Genomic DNA, 17,832 nt, shown 5'->3' with positions numbered 1-17,832 from the left:
AGGTTTACGGTGAGCGCGTGTGCCGTGGCTGCAAGCGGTTTCATCACGAAGGGATTCACTGGAACGGTTACAACGAGGATGAAAAGCGGGCTGTCTGGCTGCGGCTTGAGCAGCTTTTAGTGCAAGTTATGGCCGCCAAGGTTGAGGTCTTTGACCCTCAAGCATTGCGTAATCAGTTAGTGACGCGAAAAATTCGCTTTGTGCCGCAACAGTCTGAATATTGCTGGGCATACCAGCTGATTGCCCGCGGCGCACGAGTGATCAACCAACTGGACATGTACGGCATGGTGCTTTTACCTGAGTTTCGCGATTGGGAGCTGCCAGAGCTGCGCGACGCCATTGATCGGGAATTCTTCCTTTTGTCCGAAGCCCATTATGAGCGGTATATCGCGCCGGGTTTTCTTAAGGATGTGATGGGGCGCTAGCGACGACGCACTAAAACGCTGTCGCCGCCGCTTGAGGCGGCGGCAGTCAGGTTTATGCATCAGCCGCCTTTTGCTCAAGCTGCTCAACAATGTCATCGGGCTTGAGGACCAAAATGTCGCATTCAAGCTTGTCGATCAGGATCTCAGCAGTGTTGCCGATCAAGGCGGCGGATAGCCCTGTACGTGCCACCGTGCCAATGATGGTGACTGTTGCGCCGAGCTTTTTTGCCACGTGTTGAATGATGATGTCAGCCGGGCCCTCTTTGACGTGCATGCGCTCATCGCTGATGTCAAATCGGCTCTGAAACTCTTTGCTGGCTGCTATATAACTGGCTTCGTACTCTGTCTCTATTGGGTAAGTCGCATCCATCACCGCCAGTGTGGGTGCTGGATGCGCACTGACCACATGCAACTCTCCGTGAGTCAGGCTGGTAATACGCAATCCCCGATCAATGATTTTTTTGTGCAGCGCCATGTGGGCTTCTTCGCCGTTGCCTACGTCGATGGCCGCGAGTGCGACGCTGTTCTTCCACGTCTGAGAGGTTCTGACTAGCAAGACCGGCGCTGGGCAGTCACGTAGCAGTTTCCAGTCTTCGGGCGTGAGCAGTATTTTTCGTAGGGTGGAGTCATCAACGTGCTGTTTGATTACCAGCCCACATCCTTTGATTTGTTGTTCCTTGATGATGGTGGTGTGCAGGTTTTCGTGCCAGGCCTGGCGCGAGGTGACGCTGTAGCCCTCGTTTTTGAGGGTGCCCGTTAACACATCAAGTAAGGCTGTGTGATCGTGTTCTTTGTCGCTAATCAGTAAATGCAAATGTGCTTGGGTGATGCTGGCGATTTCCTTGGCCCGCTTGAGGGCGAGGCTTTCCATCAACTGGGGTTCGATAACGACCAAATAGCTACGAATGGTTTGCATGACCGTTCACTCCATGTACGACTAAGGCGGATGCAACCACTATAGTTGCTCATCCGCCACCTTGGCGTTGATGCAAATCAGCCTGCGCGGTTGGTGCTGTAGCATGGGGCCCGTATAATCGACGCCTTTCGCCTCGTCCAGTCTTTGTGAGCCTCATGTCAGCGATTTGTCAAAACACGTTCGGCCCGTTGTGCAACCTCCAGTGTTCGGGAGCGCGTGCATGAACCTTCCTGAAATCCATGAGTTCTTGGGTTGCCGTACGCCTGACGGTTGGATTGCAGCGGCATTGGCCGATCAGGAAACCCTACTGATCGACCACAAAAACTGTGAGTTCAAAGCGGCCAGCACCGCGTTGAGCTTGATCGCTAAGTACCACTCGCATGTTGACTTGATCAATATGATGTCGCGCTTGGCCCGTGAAGAGTTGGTGCATCACGAGCAGGTTATGCGCTTGATGAAAAAGCGTAAGGTCGAACTGCGTCAGCTATCAGCAGGCCGTTATGCTTCAGGTTTGCGCAAAGTAGTGCGTAACCACGAACCGGTAAAACTAGTCGATACGTTGGTGGTGGGGGCGTTCATCGAGGCGCGTAGTTGTGAGCGTTTCGAGGCGCTGGTGCCACATTTAGACGAAGAACTGGGCAAGTTCTATTTCGGTTTGCTCAAGAGCGAGGCGCGTCACTTTCAGGGCTACTTGAAATTGGCTTATCAATACGGAGATGCCAAAGACATTGCTCAAGTCATTGAGCGGGTGCGCGCAGCCGAGCAAGACCTTATTGAGTCACCTGATACTGAGTTTCGCTTTCATAGCGGTGTCCCCGCGCAGTCTTAAACCCCAGTAAAGCCTAAGCGCTACCGCATATGGGATGACCTGATCTCAATGATCTGAGCGCCGCAGCAGGCGCTCAGCCATTCACCGAATGCATCGTCGATATAGTTAGCTAGCTAATTATAATCTTGACATTAGCTGCCTAAGCAGTAGTATTTGGTTACATTACTGCTTAGGCAGCTTTTCGGTGCCCCGATGAAACACTTCCATCCCGATACCTTTCAAAACTGCACCCTGGGCTTACTTTTGGGGCGTGCGAATATGCTTAAAGATCGCATCCTCGACAGCCATATGGAGCCCTACGGCATTACTGCTGCGCAGTTCAAAGTGCTGATTATCATGGCCCAGTTCGCGGTTGATACGCCCGCCGAGTTGTGCCGGCACCTGTCCTTGGACAGCGGTTCGATGACGCGCATGTTGGATCGTTTGGAGCAGAAGGCTCTTTTGATTCGTCAACGTTCAGAAGCAGACAGGCGCCAAGTCCGTTTGATGCTGACCGCTGACGGGCGTGCTTTGGCCGATCAGTTACCCAGCATTGGTGCCAATGCAATGAACCAACTGGCTGGCGTCATCAGCTCGCAAGAGCTGCAAGCACTGGAAGAGATTCTTAAAAAAATACTGTTGGCGGCCGGGGATCCGATCACCATCATGCGCTTGGGTGAAAAATGAGCAACAAAACGCTACGAACAGGCTTGAGCCTGATGTGTGTGGCCTTGGCGTTGGCTGGGTGCGCAAATTACAGCGGCTTAGTGACCGACGGCACGCGTCTGGATGCCAAAAGCCTCAAGGCGGCTCAAACCCTGAATGGCCTCAGTGTGACACCTGCTGCGTGGCCAGAAAAAATGTGGTGGAAGCGCTTGGGCGATACACAGCTAAATGGACTAATCGACGAAGCGCTGCGTGATAGCCCAGATATGCAAATAGCCAGTGCTCGTGTGCATCAGGCGACGGCAGCAGCAAGGGCTGCCAATGCGGCACGTATGCCGACCTTGAATGCAGAAGCTGATGTGACCCGGTCGCGCCTGTCTCGCTCCCAAGATCCGACAGGCTCGGGCGGTCGTTACGATACATTGCGTAACATCGGTATGACGTTTAATTACACCTTCGACCTGTGGGGCGGCCAGCGCGATGCGTGGGAAGCTGCATTGGGTGAGGCGCGTGCTGCGGAAGTGGACGGCCATGCCGCAAGCCTGACTCTGGCCGCTGATGTGGCAAAGGCTTACAGCAACCTTGGGCATGCCTACAGCGTTCTAGATCTGTCCAAAGATGACCTCCAGCGCACCCGCAAAATGCTTGATTTGAGCAAGCAGCGCTTGCAAGCCGGAATCGACAGCCACTACCAGTATCAGCAAACCGAAAGCCTTGAAGCCAGTTCTCAGGAACAGGTGATCAATGCCCAAAAGCAAGTCAAAAGTGCCCATATCGCCTTGGCGGTGTTGCTGGGCAAAGGCCCGGATCGTGGGTTTGAGATTGTTAGGCCGAAAATGTTAACGCCTGCGGCAGTCGCAGTCCCGAATACGTTGCCAGCCGAGTTGCTGGGGCGTCGTCCCGATATCGTAGCGGCCCGTTGGCGGGTTGAGGCCGCGAGTAAAAATATCGCAGCCGCCAAAACGCGCTTTTATCCCAACCTCAACCTGACCGCTGCAGCGGGAACTCAGTCATTGCTGGGTGATGCGCTGTTTGGTTCAGCCAGCCGCTTTATGAATATTGCGCCTGCGATTTCTCTGCCGATTTTTGATGGCGGGCGTTTGCGCGCCGGGCTGGATGCCGAAGACGCCAATTTCGATTTAGCCGTCGCGCAATACAACAAGACGCTGGTGGCGGCTCTTGGTGATGTCAGCGATACCCTCGAGCAATTGGATGCCATGGGCGAGCAGGTCAGTACTCAGCAGCGCGCCGCCGATATTGCTCAGCAATCGTATGCCTCTGGATTGCAGCGCTACGAATCGGGCATTGGCAGTTATCTAGATGTGCTGAGCATTGAGCAGCAATTGCTGCAGGCACAGCGCCAGTTGGCTGACCTGAATGCTGAACAGATCAATCTCTCGATTCAATTGATGCAAGCCTTGGGCGGTGGCTTTGAGCTCGGCAATACGGCTGCGGCCGCTCCCGTTCAAGCCTCCTTGGCAGAATAAATTTAGGTAATCGTCATGGCTACTGCACAAACACCGAATGAAGCACAACACGATCAGGATGCTGCGAGCCAGCGTAAACGCAAACTTTGGCTAAGTGGCTTAGCCATCTTGGTCATCTTAGTTGGCCTTGGTGTCTGGGGCTGGCACGAGTTATATGGTCGCTGGAGCGAAAGCACCGACGATGCTTACGTCAATGGGAACGTCGTTGAAATCACTCCGCTGGTAGCGGGTACGGTCGTCAGCATCGGCGCCGATGATGGCGATCTAGTTCATGAAGGGCAGGTGCTGCTCAACTTTGATCCGAGCGATTCGTTGGTCGGCTTGCAGAGTGCCGAGGCTAACTTGGCCCGCACGGTACGTCAGGTGCGCGGTCTTTTTAGCAACGTGAGTGGGACTAAAGCGCAAGTCGCTGCGCAAAAAATCTCCGTACAAAAAGCCCAAGACAACTACAACCGTCGGAAAAATCTGGCCGCCAGTGGGGCTATCTCGCAAGAAGAACTGTCTCATGCGCGGGATGACCTAGCCTCTGCGCAAAGTGCATTGCGTAACACTGAGCAACAACTCGATACCACCAGCGCGCTGGTCGATAACACCGCAATCGCGAATCACCCGGATGTATTGGCCGCCGCCGCTCAGTTGCGTCAAGCCTACTTGGAACACGCTCGCACGACGTTAATCGCTCCGGTCACCGGTTATGTGGCCAAGCGTACTGTGCAATTAGGGCAGCGCGTTCAGCCGGGAACCGCATTGATGGCAGTTATTCCGCTCAATCAATTGTGGATCGACGCGAACTTCAAAGAAACCCAGTTGAATAAAATGCGCATCGGCCAGCCGGTGGACATTGAGTCAGACCTTTATGGCAGCGACGTGAAGTACAGCGGCACGGTTGACAGTATTGGAGCGGGCACAGGTAGCGCCTTTGCGCTGCTGCCCGCGCAAAACGCCACCGGTAACTGGATCAAAATCGTTCAGCGCGTTCCGGTGCGTATTCACATTAATGCTGACGAGTTGGCTAAGCACCCGCTACGCATAGGTCTGTCGACCACCGTGGAGGTGAACCTGCATGACCAGAGCGGCCCGGTGCTGGCGCAACAGCCGCCACAACAAGCGATGTTCACGACCAATGTCTATGAGCAACAGTTGGCTGAAGCGGATTCTCTGATTACCCGCTTGATTGAAAGCAACAGCGCTGTAGCGGGTACGCCCGCTGTTAAACGCTGATTCGCTAATCCATAAGCCCCGCCGCATTGTCGGGGCTGCACGCCTAGCTTTAAAGGATTTGCGATGAGCACTAACGCGTCTTTCACCCCGCCCAGCCTGTTGTTCGCCACCATTGGCCTATCGCTAGCAACCTTTATGCAGGTGCTCGACACCACCATTGCGAACGTTGCACTGCCGACCATTTCCGGCAACTTGGGGGTGAGTTCGGAGCAGGGCACGTGGGTTATTACTTCTTTTGCGGTCAGTAACGCGATTGCTTTGCCATTGACCGGTTGGTTGAGCCGTCGGTTTGGTGAAGTGAAGCTGTTTTTATGGGCAACAATGCTGTTTGTGTTGGCTTCATTCTTGTGCGGTATTTCAACGTCAATGCCAGAGTTGGTGGGCTTTCGCGTGCTGCAAGGTCTGGTCGCCGGCCCGCTGTATCCCATGACGCAAACCTTGTTGATTGCGGTGTACCCTCCAGCGAAAAGGGGGATGGCATTGGCACTGCTGGCAATGGTCACGGTGGTCGCCCCGATTGCCGGGCCGATTTTGGGTGGCTGGATTACAGATAGTTACAGTTGGCCCTGGATCTTCTTTATTAACATCCCGATTGGTATTTTTGCGGTACTGGTGGTTCGTCAGCAGCTCAAGGCGCGCCCGGTGGTCATTACGCGTCAGCCAATGGACTACGTGGGGCTTATCACGCTAATTATCGGTGTGGGTGCGCTGCAGATTGTGCTCGACAAGGGTAACGATTTGGACTGGTTTGAATCCAACTTCATTCTGCTGGGCACGGCGCTGTCAGTGGTAGCGTTGGCAGCCTTTGTGATTTGGGAAATGACTGACAAACACCCGATTGTGAACCTACGTCTGTTTGCCTATCGCAATTTCCGTATTGGCACCATCGTATTGGTGTTGGGCTACGCCGGATTTTTCGGTATCAACTTGATCTTGCCGCAGTGGTTACAAACCCAAATGGGCTATACCGCAACGTGGGCAGGGTTGGCGGTGGCGCCGATTGGTATTCTGCCGGTATTGATGTCGCCTTTTGTGGGCAAGTATTCGAATAAATTCGACTTGCGCCTATTGGCGGGGCTCGCCTTTTTGGCCATTGGCCTGAGCTGCTTTATGCGTGCCGACTTCACCAGCCAAGTGGATTTTCAGCACGTCGCACTGGTGCAGTTGTTTATGGGGATTGGCGTGGCGCTGTTCTTTATGCCGACTTTGAGCATTTTGATGTCGGACCTCCCGCCAAGCCAGATCGCTGACGGTGCAGGGCTTGCGACGTTCCTGCGGACATTGGGCGGCAGTTTTGCCGCGTCCCTGACGACCTGGATTTGGATCCGTCGTGCGGATCAGCATCATGCCTACATGAGTGAAAGCATGAGCACCTACGATCCGATCACTCGGCATGCCTTGGATGGCTTAGGCGGGGCGAGTACCCAAGCGTATGCCCAGCTCGATCAGGTGCTGACGAGCCAAGCCTACATGCTTTCGACTGTGGACTATTTCACGTTGATGGGGTGGATGTTCATGGGCTTGATCTTGCTGGTATGGCTCGCCAAACCGCCTTTTAACGCCAAGCCGGGGCCTGAAGCAAGCGGTCACTAGGGCTTGGTATGTAACCCGTTTCGTAGGAGTTGACGCAGGCTACGATCTTTCGATCTTCAAACGCAAAAGATCGCAGCCTGCGGCAGCTCCGTGGTCAACCAAAAGATCGCGAGATCAGTTCACGCCTAAAGTGGCGTGCCGGGTAAGACTAACTGCGGTGTGACAAAGTCAAATGCCGCCAACTGCATGCCGTGTTCATCCACCTGCAGTGCCCAGCCTTGTTTGTCCCAATCTCCCAGTACGATGCGCTTGGCCGCGAGGTCGCCAATTTGCAATTTATGTATCGCGGGGCGATGGGTGTGGCCGTGGATCAGTGTCTTTACGCCAAAGTGCTCCATGATCCGAGGCACTTCGTCGGGCGTCACGTCGACAATATCGTTGGCTTTCATACGGGTTTGCGCCCGGCTTTCGCTGCGCAGCTTGCGCGCTAGGGCGTGGCGCGTGCTCAGTGGCAAGTGCCGTAAAACCCACAATGTCACTGGGTTACGCAAGTAGCGTCGTAGGCGCATGTAGGCTTCGTCGCGAGTGCACAGGCTATCGCCATGCATCAGTAAAACCGGCTCGCCGTAAAAATCAATAACGCTCGGGTCTTTAAGCAGGGTGCAGCCAGCGGCCTTACAAAAGGCTTGGCCGATCAGGAAATCGCGATTGCCATGCATCAGAAACACGTCTGTGCCGCTGTCACTTAATTCGCGTAGCGCTTCGCAGATGGAGCGCTGGTAGGGCGTCATTGCATCGTCGCCAACCCAGGCTTCAAAAAAATCCCCCAAAATGTACAGCGCCTGTGCCGAGCGCGCGCGCTGGGACAGGAAATCCAGAAACGCCCGGGTTATGTCCGGGCGCTCCTCTTCCAGATGCAAATCTGAAATCAGTAGTATCACTCAATGATCTCGGCTTTCTCGATGATCACGTCTTCTGCTGGGACGTCTTGGTGGCCCGCTTTAGAAGTGGTCGAAACACCTTTGATCTTGTCGACAACGTCCTGGCCTTCGGTCACTTTACCGAATACGGCGTAGCCCCAACCTTGGACGTTTTTACCGCTGTGGTTCAGGAAGCTGTTGTCAGCGACGTTGATGAAGAACTGCGCAGAAGCCGAATGCGGCTCCATCGTACGTGCCATAGCGACGGTGTACTTGTCGTTCGACAGGCCGTTATCCGCCTCATTCTGGATGCTTGGGCGCTTGTCTTTCTTTTCTTTCATGCCAGGTTCAAAGCCGCCGCCCTGAATCATGAAATTTCCGATTACACGGTGGAAAACAGTGTTTTCGTAGTGACCGGCTTTTACGTATTCAATGAAGTTGGCGACAGTAATCGGCGCCTTTTCAGCGTTCAGTTCAATCACGATGTCGCCGTGGTTGGTAGTCAGTTTTACGTGTGACATGGTCGTTATCGCTCTATCAGTGAATTCGTTAGGCTAGGGAAATCTGTTTGACACCGTCAGCCCAGGCGGGCTGGGTAGATATAGCCGCGGGCAGAGTTTAGCGTGCCCGCACTGCATTTCGACGGTGTTTTTGCGATATGGGGATTAAAAGCCATCATTTCAAATGCTTTGATTGACCGCCTGCTCTGTCAGTGGCTTGACGGCATCGGCTATGATAGGCGCTTTGATTTAGTCGGTCGTTACAGGCCACGCACCCGTTACGTTCAAGGATCCTATGAGCAAGCCCACTGTTGACCCCACTCTGAATCCAAAGGCTGGCCCGGCTGTACCGGCCAATTTTCTGCGCCCAATCGTGCAGGCAGACCTTGACTCGGGTAAATGCCAGCAGATCGTGACCCGCTTCCCGCCTGAGCCTAATGGCTATTTGCACATTGGCCATGCCAAATCTATTTGCGTGAATTTTGGGCTGGCCGAGGAGTTTGGCGGCGTCACGCATTTGCGTTTTGACGACACCAATCCGGCTAAAGAAGACCAAGAATACATCGACGCGATTGAAAGCGATGTGAAGTGGCTGGGTTTCCAATGGTCTGGTGAGGTGCGCTATGCCTCGCAATATTTCGATCAGTTGCACGACTGGGCGGTTTACTTGATCAAGGAAGGTAAGGCGTATGTCTGCGACCTGACCCCAGAGCAAGCTAAAGAATACCGTGGCAATTTAACTGAACCGGGCAAAAACAGCCCCTTCCGTGATCGCAGCGTTGAAGAAAACCTCGATTTGTTTGCACGCATGAAAGCGGGCGAGTTCGAAGACGGCAAGCGTGTACTGCGAGCAAAGATCGACATGTCTTCGCCGAACATGAACCTGCGCGATCCGATCCTGTATCGCATTCGTCACGCGCACCACCATCAAACTGGTGATAAATGGTGCATTTACCCGAACTATGACTTCACTCATGGTCAATCGGATGCGATCGAAGGTATTACCCATTCGATCTGCACGTTGGAGTTCGAGGGTCATCGCCCTTTGTACGAGTGGTTCCTCGACAGTCTGCCTGTGCCGAGCAAGCCGCGTCAGTACGAATTCTCGCGTCTGAATCTGAACTACACCATCACCAGCAAGCGCAAGCTCAAGCTGTTGGTGGATGAAAAGCACGTGAATGGCTGGGATGATCCACGGATGTCGACACTGTCGGGCTTCCGTCGTCGTGGTTATACGCCTAAGTCGATCCGCAACTTCTGCGACATGGTGGGCACCAACCGTTCGGATGGTGTGGTGGACTTCGGCATGCTGGAATTCAGTATTCGCGACGACCTTGATCACAGTGCGCCCCGTGCTATGTGCGTATTGCGCCCATTGAAAGTGATCATCACCAATTACCCTGAAGACAAGGTCGAGAATCTTGAGCTGCCTTGTCACCCTAAAGAAGACATGGGTGTGCGCGTGCTGCCGTTTGCGCGTGAGATCTACATTGATCGTGACGACTACATGGAAGAGCCGCCTAAAGGTTACAAGCGTCTTGAGCCTGCCGGTGAAGTGCGTCTGCGCGGTAGCTACGTGATTCGTGCCGATGAAGCAATCAAAGACGCTGATGGCAACATTATTGAGCTGCACTGCTCGTACGACCCTGAAACTCTCGGTAAAAATCCTGAAGGTCGCAAGGTCAAAGGGGTTGTGCATTGGGTGCCTGCGGCGGTCAGCGTCGAGTGTGAGGTCCGCCTATATGATCGCCTGTTCCGTTCGCCGAACCCTGAAAAGGCTGAGGACGGCGCTAGCTTCCTGGAAAACATCAACCCTGACTCACTGCAAGTGCTGACCGGTTGTCGTGCTGAGCCTTCGCTCGGTAACGCAAAGCCGGAAGACCGCTTCCAGTTCGAGCGCGAAGGTTACTTCTGCGCAGATATCAAGGACTCGAAGCCAGGTCGTCCGGTATTCAACCGTACCGTGACTCTGCGTGATTCGTGGGGCCAGTGATCAAGTTTTAAGGAAGAAGTCGTGTTAACGATCTACAACACGCTCACCAAGAGCAAAGAAGTTTTCAAGCCTTTGGATGGCAATAAGGTGCGCATGTACGTGTGCGGTATGACCGTGTACGACTACTGCCACCTGGGTCATGGCCGCAGTATGGTGGCCTTCGACCTAGTAACGCGCTGGTTGCGTTTCAGCGGTTACGATTTGACCTATGTGCGCAACATCACCGATATCGACGACAAGATCATCAATCGTGCCCGTGAGAACGGTGAGACGTTTGAGGCGCTGACTGAGCGCATGATCGCTGCCATGCATGAGGATGAGGCGCGACTCAATATCCGCAAGCCGGACATGGAGCCGCGTGCTACCGATCACATTGCTGGCATGCACGCGATGATCCAGACCTTGATCGACAAAGGTTATGCCTATGCGCCGGGCAATGGGGACGTGTATTACCGCGTCGCCAAGTTCATGGGCTACGGTAAGTTATCGCGTAAGAAGATCGAAGATTTGCGCATTGGTGCTCGCATTGAGGTTGACGAGGCCAAAGACGATCCGCTGGACTTCGTGCTCTGGAAAGGCGTCAAACCGGGTGAGCCGAGCTGGGAGTCGCCGTGGGGCCCGGGGCGTCCTGGCTGGCATATTGAGTGCTCGGTGATGTCGACCTGCTGTTTGGGTGAGACGTTTGATATTCATGGTGGAGGCAGCGATCTTGAGTTTCCGCACCATGAGAACGAAATCGCCCAAAGCGAGGCGGCGACGGGTAAAACCTACGCCAATGCCTGGATGCACTGCGGGATGATTCGCATCAACGGCGAGAAGATGTCCAAATCCTTGAACAACTTCTTTACCATTCGCGACGTTCTGGAGAAATATCATCCAGAAGTAGTGCGTTACTTGTTGGTGTCCAGTCATTACCGGAGTTCGATCAACTACTCCGAAGACAATCTTAAGGACGCAAAAGCGGCCCTTGAGCGGTTCTATCATGCACTCAAAGGCTTGCCGAAAGTGGCTCCTGCCGGTGGTGAGGCGTTTGTTGAGCGCTTTACTCAAGTGATGAACGATGACTTCGGTACGCCAGAAGCCTGTGCGGTTTTGTTCGAGATGGTTCGCGAGATCAATCGTTTGCGCGAAACCGATGTGCAGGTTGCTGCCGGTTTAGCGTCGCGCCTTAAAGAATTGGCGGATGTGCTGGGTGTATTGCAGCTTGAAGCAGATGACTTTCTGCAGGCGGGCGCTGAGGGGCGGGTGGATGCAGCGCAAGTAGATGCGCTGATTGCTGCCCGCTTAGCTGCGCGTGCAGGCAAGGATTGGGCTGAGTCGGACCGTATTCGCGATCAACTCACCGCAATGGGCGTTGTGTTGGAAGACGGCAAAGGCGGTACTACCTGGCGCTTGGTCGACTAGGCTGATCCCGCACCCTCTGTAGGGGCGAGAGCGCTCGCTTCTATGCGGGTAGATACTTGTTGGGCAATAAAAAACGGCACCTGAGGGTGCCGTTTTGCCGATGAGTCACGGCTACTTAGTCGTGCAGCGCTTCTGCTGCGTACAAGGTGTTCTCTAGCAGACAGGCGCGTGTCATAGGGCCTACACCGCCTGGAACCGGGGTGATCCAACCCGCGCGGGGCAGGGCTGTCTCGTAGATTACGTCGCCGACTAACTTGCCATCAGCCTGACGGTTGATGCCAACGTCGATCACGATGGCGCCTTCTTTGATCCATTCACCTTTGACCAGGCCGGGTTTGCCTGCGGCTACCACCACTAAGTCAGCGCGGCCAACATGGCCCGCCAAGTCCTTGGTAAAGCGATGCGTTACGGTTACGGTGCAGCCAGCCAGCAGCAGTTCCATGGCCATCGGACGGCCAACAATGTTAGAGGCGCCGACAATAACAGCGTCCATCCCGTATAGATCCTGACCAGTGCTTTCTAGCAGGGTCATGATCCCTTTGGGTGTGCAAGGGCGCAGCAGTGGAATGCGCTGAGCCAAGCGGCCGACGTTGTAGGGGTGGAAACCGTCGACGTCTTTGTCTGGGCGGATGCGTTCCAGCAATTTGGAGGCGTCCAGATGTTCAGGCAGCGGCAGTTGCAGCAGGATACCGTCGATGTTTGCGTCTTCATTAAGACGATCAATCAGATCGGTCAGTGCTTGTTGAGTGGTATCGGACGGTAGGTCATAAGCCTGTGAAAGAAAACCTACTTCTTCGCAGTCTTTACGCTTGTGCGAAACATAAACCTGAGAGGCAGGATCGCTGCCGACCAGAATCACTGCCAGACCGGGAGTGCGCAGGTCTTGCTCGTGACGCTCGGCGACGCGTTTGGCAATCTGCTGGCGCAGGTTGGCGGCAATCGCCTTGCCGTCGATTAGTTGTGCAGTCATTACGCGTGATTAACCATCGTAAAGGGTGGAAAAAGGGCGTGCATTCTCGCATGCCGGGGCGTAAGGGCAAAGGCGCTTAGTCTGCTTATTCCCCTAACTCCTTTATATTTCTAAACTTTTTTTAAAAAAGAGTTGACGACTTTCAGGGGCGCCTATAACATTCGTCGCACTTGTCGGGCACAGCCTAGCACTGGTTGAGAAGGTAGAGCGAAGTTGTTGTCCAGCTTGGTGATACTGAAAGCAATTAGTTTGTAATCGTCACAGAGTACAGATTAATAAGGCGCCCGTAGCTCAGCTGGATAGAGCATCCGCCTTCTAAGCGGATGGTCGCAGGTTCGAGTCCTGCCGGGTGCGCCATTAGGCAGCATTGGCACAAGTAAAGCGGTAAAGGCAATATGGTGGGCGTAGCTCAGTTGGTAGAGCACGGGATTGTGACTCCCGTTGTCGAGGGTTCGATCCCCTTCGTCCACCCCATATTTAGAAAGCCGCCAGATCACAAATCTGGCGTCTTTGCTTCAAGCGTTAAAATGCGGATGTGGTGGAATTGGTAGACACACTGGATTTAGGTTCCAGCGCCGAAAGGTGTGAGAGTTCGAGTCTCTCCGTCCGCACCAATTAAAGTTTCGCAATGTATCGCTATATTTTGCGGAGCTATTGAAGAGGCTGCCTTGTGCGGCCTTTTTATTTTGTAGTAGCGCGCTTTATTTAGAGGCGCACTGAATAGGTCTAATGCATTGTTGTCCCATCGTTTGTTAGATGGCGCCTCAATACACTAGTCTTCCCGCTGATAAAGCATGCCTAGGGTGATGCTGATACAGCGGGTGCTAGATGCACTATGGTGGGCGTAGCTCAGTTGGTAGAGCACGGGATTGTGACTCCCGTTGTCGAGGGTTCGATCCCCTTCGTCCACCCCATATTTTTAAAACGCCAGATTAACCGTCTGGCGTTTTTGTTTCGATGTTTCACGTGCTCATGCAGTGAGCGGGTCGGGTTAATATCATGTCGTCATAAGACATTGATGTTTAAGCCAATTCGTTGCCTCAGGCTGAGTGGCTTTACCGTTAATCCAAAAAAAGCGCAGAACCTGTAAAGGAGTGCGCTTTTTTTTGGTTTAAAAGTCGTGCTTTCAGTGAGGAAGGCATTGTATTGCTAAATGATGCTTCGATTTTGGTTGCTTGGCGAGTGGCGGTGCTGCCTGTGCCTGCACCTATATAGAAGGCTCTGAGCTGGCACTGATTAAAGGTTTGTGTGTGCCGAGCGGGCTAAGCAAATCAATGCTTGTGCTTAATAATGTACCGGCTGTTTCTATGTGCGTTTTCGGTAGGGTGACTTCTTGAGTTTGACCCACTAGAATGCATGCCCTTGATTATGGGGTCGGAAACGGCCGGCTAATGTCTGTGCAACGAGGAATATCCATGCAAGTTTCTGTTGAAAATACTTCCGCTCTTGAGCGTCGCATGACCATTGGCGTGCCAGCTGAGCGTATTGAGGCTGAAGTCAACAAGCGTCTGCAACAGACTGCCCAGAAGGCCAAAATCCCGGGCTTCCGTCCAGGCAAAGTGCCAATGAGCGTGATCCGTCAGCGCTATGAAGCTGATGCGCGTCAAGAAGCGCTGGGCAACGTGATCCAGGCTTCTTTCTATGAAGCAGTGGTTGAGCAAAAGCTGAACCCGGCTGGTGCACCGTCGGTTGAGCCTAAAGTCTTTGAAAAAGGCAAAGATCTGGAATACATCGCTACTTTCGAAGTATTCCCTGAATTCGAAGTAACAGGTCTGGATACTATCGCCGTCGAGCGCCTGAGCGCTGAAGTGGCTGAGGCTGATCTGGACAAAATGCTGGACGTGCTGCGTAAACAAAACACCCGCTTTGAAGTAACTGAGCGTACAGCTCAGAACGAAGATCAACTGAACATCGACTTCGTTGGCAAAGTTGATGGTGAAGTCTTTGCAGGCGGTTCCGCCCAAGGTACTCAACTGGTTCTAGGTTCGGGTCGTATGATTCCGGGCTTTGAAGACGGTCTGGTTGGCGCTAAAGCAGGCGAAGAGCGTGTTCTGACCCTGACTTTCCCAGAGGACTATCAGAACCTGGACCTAGCCGGTAAAGCGGCTGAGTTCACTGTAAAAGTGAACACTGTATCTGAGCCTAAGCTGCCAGAACTGAACGAAGAGTTCTTCGCTCAATTCGGTATTAAGGAAACAGGTATTGAAGGTTTCCGCACCGAAGTTCGTAAGAATATGGAGCGTGAGCTGCGTCAGGCCATCAAGTCCAAAGTTAAGAACCAAGTAATGGATGGCCTGTTGGCTGCCAACCCAATCGAAGTTCCAAAAGCATTGCTGTCCAACGAAGTTGATCGTCTGCGCGTTCAGGCTGTTCAGCAATTCGGTGGCAACATCAAACCAGACCAACTGCCTGCTGAGCTCTTCGAAGAGCAAGCCAAGCGCCGCGTTGTACTGGGTCTGATCGTAGCTGAAGTGGTCAAGCAGTTCGACCTCAAGCCTGATGAAGATCGCGTTCGCGAGATGATTCAGGAAATGGCCTCCGCTTACCAAGAGCCGGAGCAGGTTGTAGCTTGGTACTACAAAAATGATCAGCAATTGAACGAGGTTCGTTCGGTTGTGCTCGAAGAGCAAGTTGTGGATACTGTTCTGCAGAAGGCTAAGGTGACCGATAACGCGGTCTCTTACGAAGAAGCTGTCAAGCCGGTAGAAGCTCCACAAGCCGACTGATTTTTGACTCGTTAGAAAACACAACCATAAGCCAGCCTCGAGCTGGCTTATGCGTATTCCAGACAAGACTATTTGGGAGTGACTGCCGGACATGTCCCGCAATTCTTATATTCAGCAGAACTCTGACATCCATGCCGCTGGCGGCTTGGTCCCGATGGTTGTTGAGCAATCTGCCCGTGGCGAGCGCTCCTACGACATTTATTCGCGCCTTTTGAAGGAGCGAATCATCTTTCTGGTAGGCCCTGTCGAAGACTACATGGCCAACCTAGTAGCTGCGCAGCTGCTTTTCCTTGAGGCCGAAAACCCGGACAAGGACATCCATCTGTACATAAACTCTCCAGGTGGCTCTGTGACTGCTGGCATGTCGATCTACGACACCATGCAGTTCATCAAGCCAGATGTGTCGACTATCTGCATTGGTCAGGCCTGTAGTATGGGGGCTTTCCTGCTGGCAGGTGGTGCGCCGGGCAAGCGTCATTGCTTGCCAAACTCGCGCATGATGATTCACCAGCCATTGGGTGGTTTCCAAGGCCAGGCGTCTGATATCGACATTCATGCTAAAGAAATCCTCAATATTCGTCATCGTTTGAACTCGTTGTTAGCCCACCACACGGGGCAGCCTCTTGAGACCATCGAGCGTGATACTGAGCGTGACAACTTCATGAGCGCTGAGCGTGCAGCCGAATACGGTTTGATCGACTCTGTGTTCAGCAAGCGTCAAATGCCCGCTTAAGCAGCCCAAATGTAGAGGGTTTGGTTAACCAACCATTTGTGGGCTTGAAAAAGCCCGCAGTTGCCTTCATCTTGTGTTGCAAGCCTATCGGATTTGGATCGATCGAATGACTGACACCCGCAACGGCGAGGACAACGGCAAATTGCTCTATTGCTCCTTCTGTGGCAAAAGCCAGCATGAAGTGCGCAAATTGATTGCCGGCCCCTCGGTGTTTATCTGCGACGAATGCGTCGACTTGTGCAACGACATCATCCGTGAGGAGGTGCAGGAAGCCCAAGCCGAAAGCAGCGCGCATAAACTCCCTTCGCCTAAAGAAATTAGCGGCATCCTTGATCAATACGTTATTGGTCAGGAACGTGCCAAAAAGGTTTTGGCAGTAGCGGTGTATAACCACTACAAGCGCCTGAACCAGCGTGACAAAAAGAACGACGACGTCGAGCTCGGCAAAAGTAACATCTTGCTGATTGGGCCTACTGGCTCGGGTAAAACCCTGCTGGCCGAAACCTTGGCTCGTTTGCTGAACGTACCTTTCACCATCGCTGATGCAACCACGCTTACTGAAGCCGGTTATGTGGGCGAAGATGTTGAAAATATCATTCAGAAACTGCTCCAGAAATGCGATTACGATGTAGAAAAAGCTCAAATGGGTATTGTCTACATCGACGAAATCGACAAGATTTCGCGCAAATCTGATAACCCTTCGATTACCCGTGATGTTTCCGGCGAAGGCGTGCAGCAAGCGTTGCTGAAACTGATCGAAGGCACTGTGGCTTCCGTACCCCCTCAAGGTGGACGCAAGCATCCTCAGCAAGAGTTCTTGCAGGTTGATACCCGCAATATCTTGTTCATCTGCGGTGGTGCCTTCTCGGGCCTTGAGAAGGTTGTTCAGGCTCGCTCTACTCGCGGCGGCATCGGCTTTAGTGCTGAAGTACGCAGTAAGGAAGAGGGCAAAAAGGTTGGCGAGTCTCTGCGTGAGGTTGAGCCAGACGATCTGGTCAAGTTTGGCTTGATTCCTGAGTTTGTTGGTCGTCTGCCGGTTCTGGCAACACTTGATGAGCTGGACGAAGCAGCATTAATCCAGATTTTGACCGAGCCTAAGAACGCGCTGACGAAGCAATACGGTAAGTTGTTCGAGATGGAAGGTGTTGATCTTGAGTTCCGTGCTGACGCCCTGAAAGCAGTGGCCAAGCGCGCACTTGAGCGTAAGACCGGTGCGCGTGGTCTGCGCTCTATCCTCGAAAGCGTACTGCTCGATACCATGTACGAAATTCCCTCGCAGTCAGAGGTGAGTAAAGTCGTGATCGACGAAAGCGTTATAGAAGGTAAGTCCCAGCCGTTGTTCATTTATGAAAGTAATGAAGTAGCTGCTAAGGCTGCACCTGACGCTTAAATGTATTGCTGCATGTGACATATTGCGCGTTAAAGAAGGGGCCTTCGGGCCCCTTTGTTTTTCCTGTCGCTCAGCGCTTGTTTTTTTTCAAGACAGCCCCCATCTTGGCTTCAAGCTTACTTCCAACTGATTACGGCCTT

Annotated in this window: 15 protein-coding genes and 4 tRNA genes; 15 read left to right on the top strand and 4 right to left on the bottom strand. The window is 53.3% G+C overall.

Going from position 1 to position 17,832, the window contains the following annotated elements:
• Positions 1–425: DUF1289 domain-containing protein (locus tag AQS70_RS09120; protein WP_055102485.1), on the top strand; the 425-nt coding region annotated here is incomplete at its 5' end.
• Positions 426–477: 52 nt separating this feature from the next.
• Here the strand turns inward: AQS70_RS09120 and AQS70_RS09115 are convergent.
• Positions 478–1,341 carry a universal stress protein gene (locus tag AQS70_RS09115; protein WP_055102484.1) on the bottom strand — a complete coding sequence of 288 codons (864 nt, stop codon included), beginning with the start codon at positions 1,339–1,341 and terminating at the stop codon, positions 478–480.
• A 220-nt stretch (positions 1,342–1,561) separates the two neighbouring features.
• Here AQS70_RS09115 and AQS70_RS09110 point away from each other — a divergent pair, with 220 nt between their 5' ends.
• The 5 genes from AQS70_RS09110 (at position 1,562) to AQS70_RS09090 (ending at position 7,116) form a co-directional block, all read left to right on the top strand.
• The gene (locus AQS70_RS09110; RefSeq protein WP_055102483.1) at positions 1,562–2,170 is read left to right on the top strand and encodes a MiaE family protein; all 609 of its coding nucleotides are present in this window, start codon (positions 1,562–1,564) and stop codon (positions 2,168–2,170) included.
• Between the two features lie 192 nt (positions 2,171–2,362).
• Positions 2,363–2,836, top strand: a complete 474-nt coding sequence (locus tag AQS70_RS09105) for a MarR family winged helix-turn-helix transcriptional regulator (RefSeq protein ID WP_055102482.1) — start codon at positions 2,363–2,365, stop codon at positions 2,834–2,836.
• Complete coding sequence (locus AQS70_RS09100; RefSeq protein WP_055102481.1) at positions 2,833–4,302, top strand: efflux transporter outer membrane subunit; 1,470 nt, start codon at positions 2,833–2,835, stop codon at positions 4,300–4,302. Before AQS70_RS09105 ends, AQS70_RS09100 begins: the two co-directional genes overlap by 4 nt.
• A 15-nt stretch (positions 4,303–4,317) precedes the next feature.
• Entirely contained in the window at positions 4,318–5,523 is a 1,206-nt protein-coding gene (locus AQS70_RS09095) for an HlyD/EmrA/EmrK family protein (protein WP_055102480.1), read from the top strand.
• A 63-nt stretch (positions 5,524–5,586) separates the two neighbouring features.
• Complete coding sequence (locus AQS70_RS09090; RefSeq protein WP_055102479.1) at positions 5,587–7,116, top strand: DHA2 family efflux MFS transporter permease subunit; 1,530 nt, start codon at positions 5,587–5,589, stop codon at positions 7,114–7,116.
• A gap of 125 nt (positions 7,117–7,241) precedes the next feature.
• On the opposite strand, the gene lpxH is transcribed toward AQS70_RS09090, so the two are convergent.
• On the bottom strand, positions 7,242–7,997 hold the full coding sequence (gene lpxH, locus AQS70_RS09085; RefSeq protein ID WP_055102478.1) for a UDP-2,3-diacylglucosamine diphosphatase: 756 nt from the start codon (positions 7,995–7,997) through the stop codon (positions 7,242–7,244).
• Positions 7,994–8,497, bottom strand: a complete 504-nt coding sequence (locus AQS70_RS09080; protein WP_055102477.1) for a peptidylprolyl isomerase — start codon at positions 8,495–8,497, stop codon at positions 7,994–7,996. The genes lpxH and AQS70_RS09080 overlap by 4 nt, the downstream gene beginning before the upstream one ends.
• 274 nt (positions 8,498–8,771) lie before the next feature.
• Between AQS70_RS09080 and AQS70_RS09075 the strand changes: the two genes are divergently transcribed.
• On the top strand, positions 8,772–10,469 hold the full coding sequence (locus tag AQS70_RS09075; protein WP_055102476.1) for a glutamine--tRNA ligase/YqeY domain fusion protein: 1,698 nt from the start codon (positions 8,772–8,774) through the stop codon (positions 10,467–10,469).
• Between the two features lie 21 nt (positions 10,470–10,490).
• Positions 10,491–11,873 carry a cysteine--tRNA ligase gene (gene cysS, locus AQS70_RS09070; RefSeq protein ID WP_055102475.1) on the top strand — a complete coding sequence of 461 codons (1,383 nt, stop codon included), beginning with the start codon at positions 10,491–10,493 and terminating at the stop codon, positions 11,871–11,873.
• A 115-nt stretch (positions 11,874–11,988) separates the two neighbouring features.
• On the opposite strand, the gene folD is transcribed toward cysS, so the two are convergent.
• Positions 11,989–12,843, bottom strand: coding sequence for a bifunctional methylenetetrahydrofolate dehydrogenase/methenyltetrahydrofolate cyclohydrolase FolD (gene folD, locus AQS70_RS09065; protein WP_055102474.1), 855 nt, complete (start codon positions 12,841–12,843; stop codon positions 11,989–11,991).
• Positions 12,844–13,123: 280 nt separating this feature from the next.
• Here folD and AQS70_RS09060 point away from each other — a divergent pair.
• The 7 genes from AQS70_RS09060 to clpX all read left to right on the top strand — a co-directional run bounded on the left by AQS70_RS09060 (position 13,124) and on the right by clpX (position 17,692).
• Positions 13,124–13,200: transfer RNA gene (locus tag AQS70_RS09060), tRNA-Arg, on the top strand.
• Positions 13,201–13,241: 41 nt separating this feature from the next.
• Positions 13,242–13,317: transfer RNA gene (locus tag AQS70_RS09055), tRNA-His, on the top strand.
• 55 nt (positions 13,318–13,372) lie between these two features.
• A tRNA-Leu gene (locus tag AQS70_RS09050) sits at positions 13,373–13,457 on the top strand.
• A 224-nt stretch (positions 13,458–13,681) separates the two neighbouring features.
• Positions 13,682–13,757: transfer RNA gene (locus tag AQS70_RS09045), tRNA-His, on the top strand.
• 501 nt (positions 13,758–14,258) lie between these two features.
• The gene (tig, locus tag AQS70_RS09040; RefSeq protein WP_055102473.1) at positions 14,259–15,569 is read left to right on the top strand and encodes a trigger factor; all 1,311 of its coding nucleotides are present in this window, start codon (positions 14,259–14,261) and stop codon (positions 15,567–15,569) included.
• A 91-nt stretch (positions 15,570–15,660) separates the two neighbouring features.
• A complete protein-coding gene (gene clpP, locus AQS70_RS09035) occupies positions 15,661–16,302 on the top strand; it encodes an ATP-dependent Clp endopeptidase proteolytic subunit ClpP (protein ID WP_055102472.1) in 642 nt (213 codons plus the stop codon).
• A gap of 106 nt (positions 16,303–16,408) precedes the next feature.
• Positions 16,409–17,692 carry an ATP-dependent Clp protease ATP-binding subunit ClpX gene (clpX, locus tag AQS70_RS09030; RefSeq protein WP_048373032.1) on the top strand — a complete coding sequence of 428 codons (1,284 nt, stop codon included), beginning with the start codon at positions 16,409–16,411 and terminating at the stop codon, positions 17,690–17,692.
• The last annotated feature ends 140 nt before the right edge of the window (positions 17,693–17,832 follow it).

Origin of the sequence: Pseudomonas endophytica (assembly GCF_001411475.1) — a bacterium.
Taxonomy (GTDB): Bacteria; Pseudomonadota; Gammaproteobacteria; order Pseudomonadales; family Pseudomonadaceae; genus Aquipseudomonas; species Aquipseudomonas endophytica.
The sequence above is the reverse complement of the archived record's forward strand: the minus strand, read 5'-3'. Positions and strand labels throughout refer to the sequence as shown.

Bases quoted from the DNA above. Each gene is read 5' to 3' on its own strand.
- folD (WP_055102474.1), bottom strand. From the start codon at position 12,843: ATGACTGCACAACTAATCGACGGCAAGGCGATTGCCGCCAACCTGCGC.
- AQS70_RS09105 (WP_055102482.1), top strand. From the start codon at position 2,363: ATGAAACACTTCCATCCCGATACCTTTCAAAACTGCACCCTGGGCTTA.
- AQS70_RS09095 (WP_055102480.1), top strand. From the start codon at position 4,318: ATGGCTACTGCACAAACACCGAATGAAGCACAACACGATCAGGATGCT.
- clpX (WP_048373032.1), top strand. From the start codon at position 16,409: ATGACTGACACCCGCAACGGCGAGGACAACGGCAAATTGCTCTATTGC.
- AQS70_RS09080 (WP_055102477.1), bottom strand. From the start codon at position 8,497: ATGTCACACGTAAAACTGACTACCAACCACGGCGACATCGTGATTGAA.
- tig (WP_055102473.1), top strand. From the start codon at position 14,259: ATGCAAGTTTCTGTTGAAAATACTTCCGCTCTTGAGCGTCGCATGACC.
- AQS70_RS09100 (WP_055102481.1), top strand. From the start codon at position 2,833: ATGAGCAACAAAACGCTACGAACAGGCTTGAGCCTGATGTGTGTGGCC.
- AQS70_RS09115 (WP_055102484.1), bottom strand. From the start codon at position 1,341: ATGCAAACCATTCGTAGCTATTTGGTCGTTATCGAACCCCAGTTGATG.
- AQS70_RS09075 (WP_055102476.1), top strand. From the start codon at position 8,772: ATGAGCAAGCCCACTGTTGACCCCACTCTGAATCCAAAGGCTGGCCCG.
- AQS70_RS09090 (WP_055102479.1), top strand. From the start codon at position 5,587: ATGAGCACTAACGCGTCTTTCACCCCGCCCAGCCTGTTGTTCGCCACC.
- clpP (WP_055102472.1), top strand. From the start codon at position 15,661: ATGTCCCGCAATTCTTATATTCAGCAGAACTCTGACATCCATGCCGCT.
- AQS70_RS09110 (WP_055102483.1), top strand. From the start codon at position 1,562: ATGAACCTTCCTGAAATCCATGAGTTCTTGGGTTGCCGTACGCCTGAC.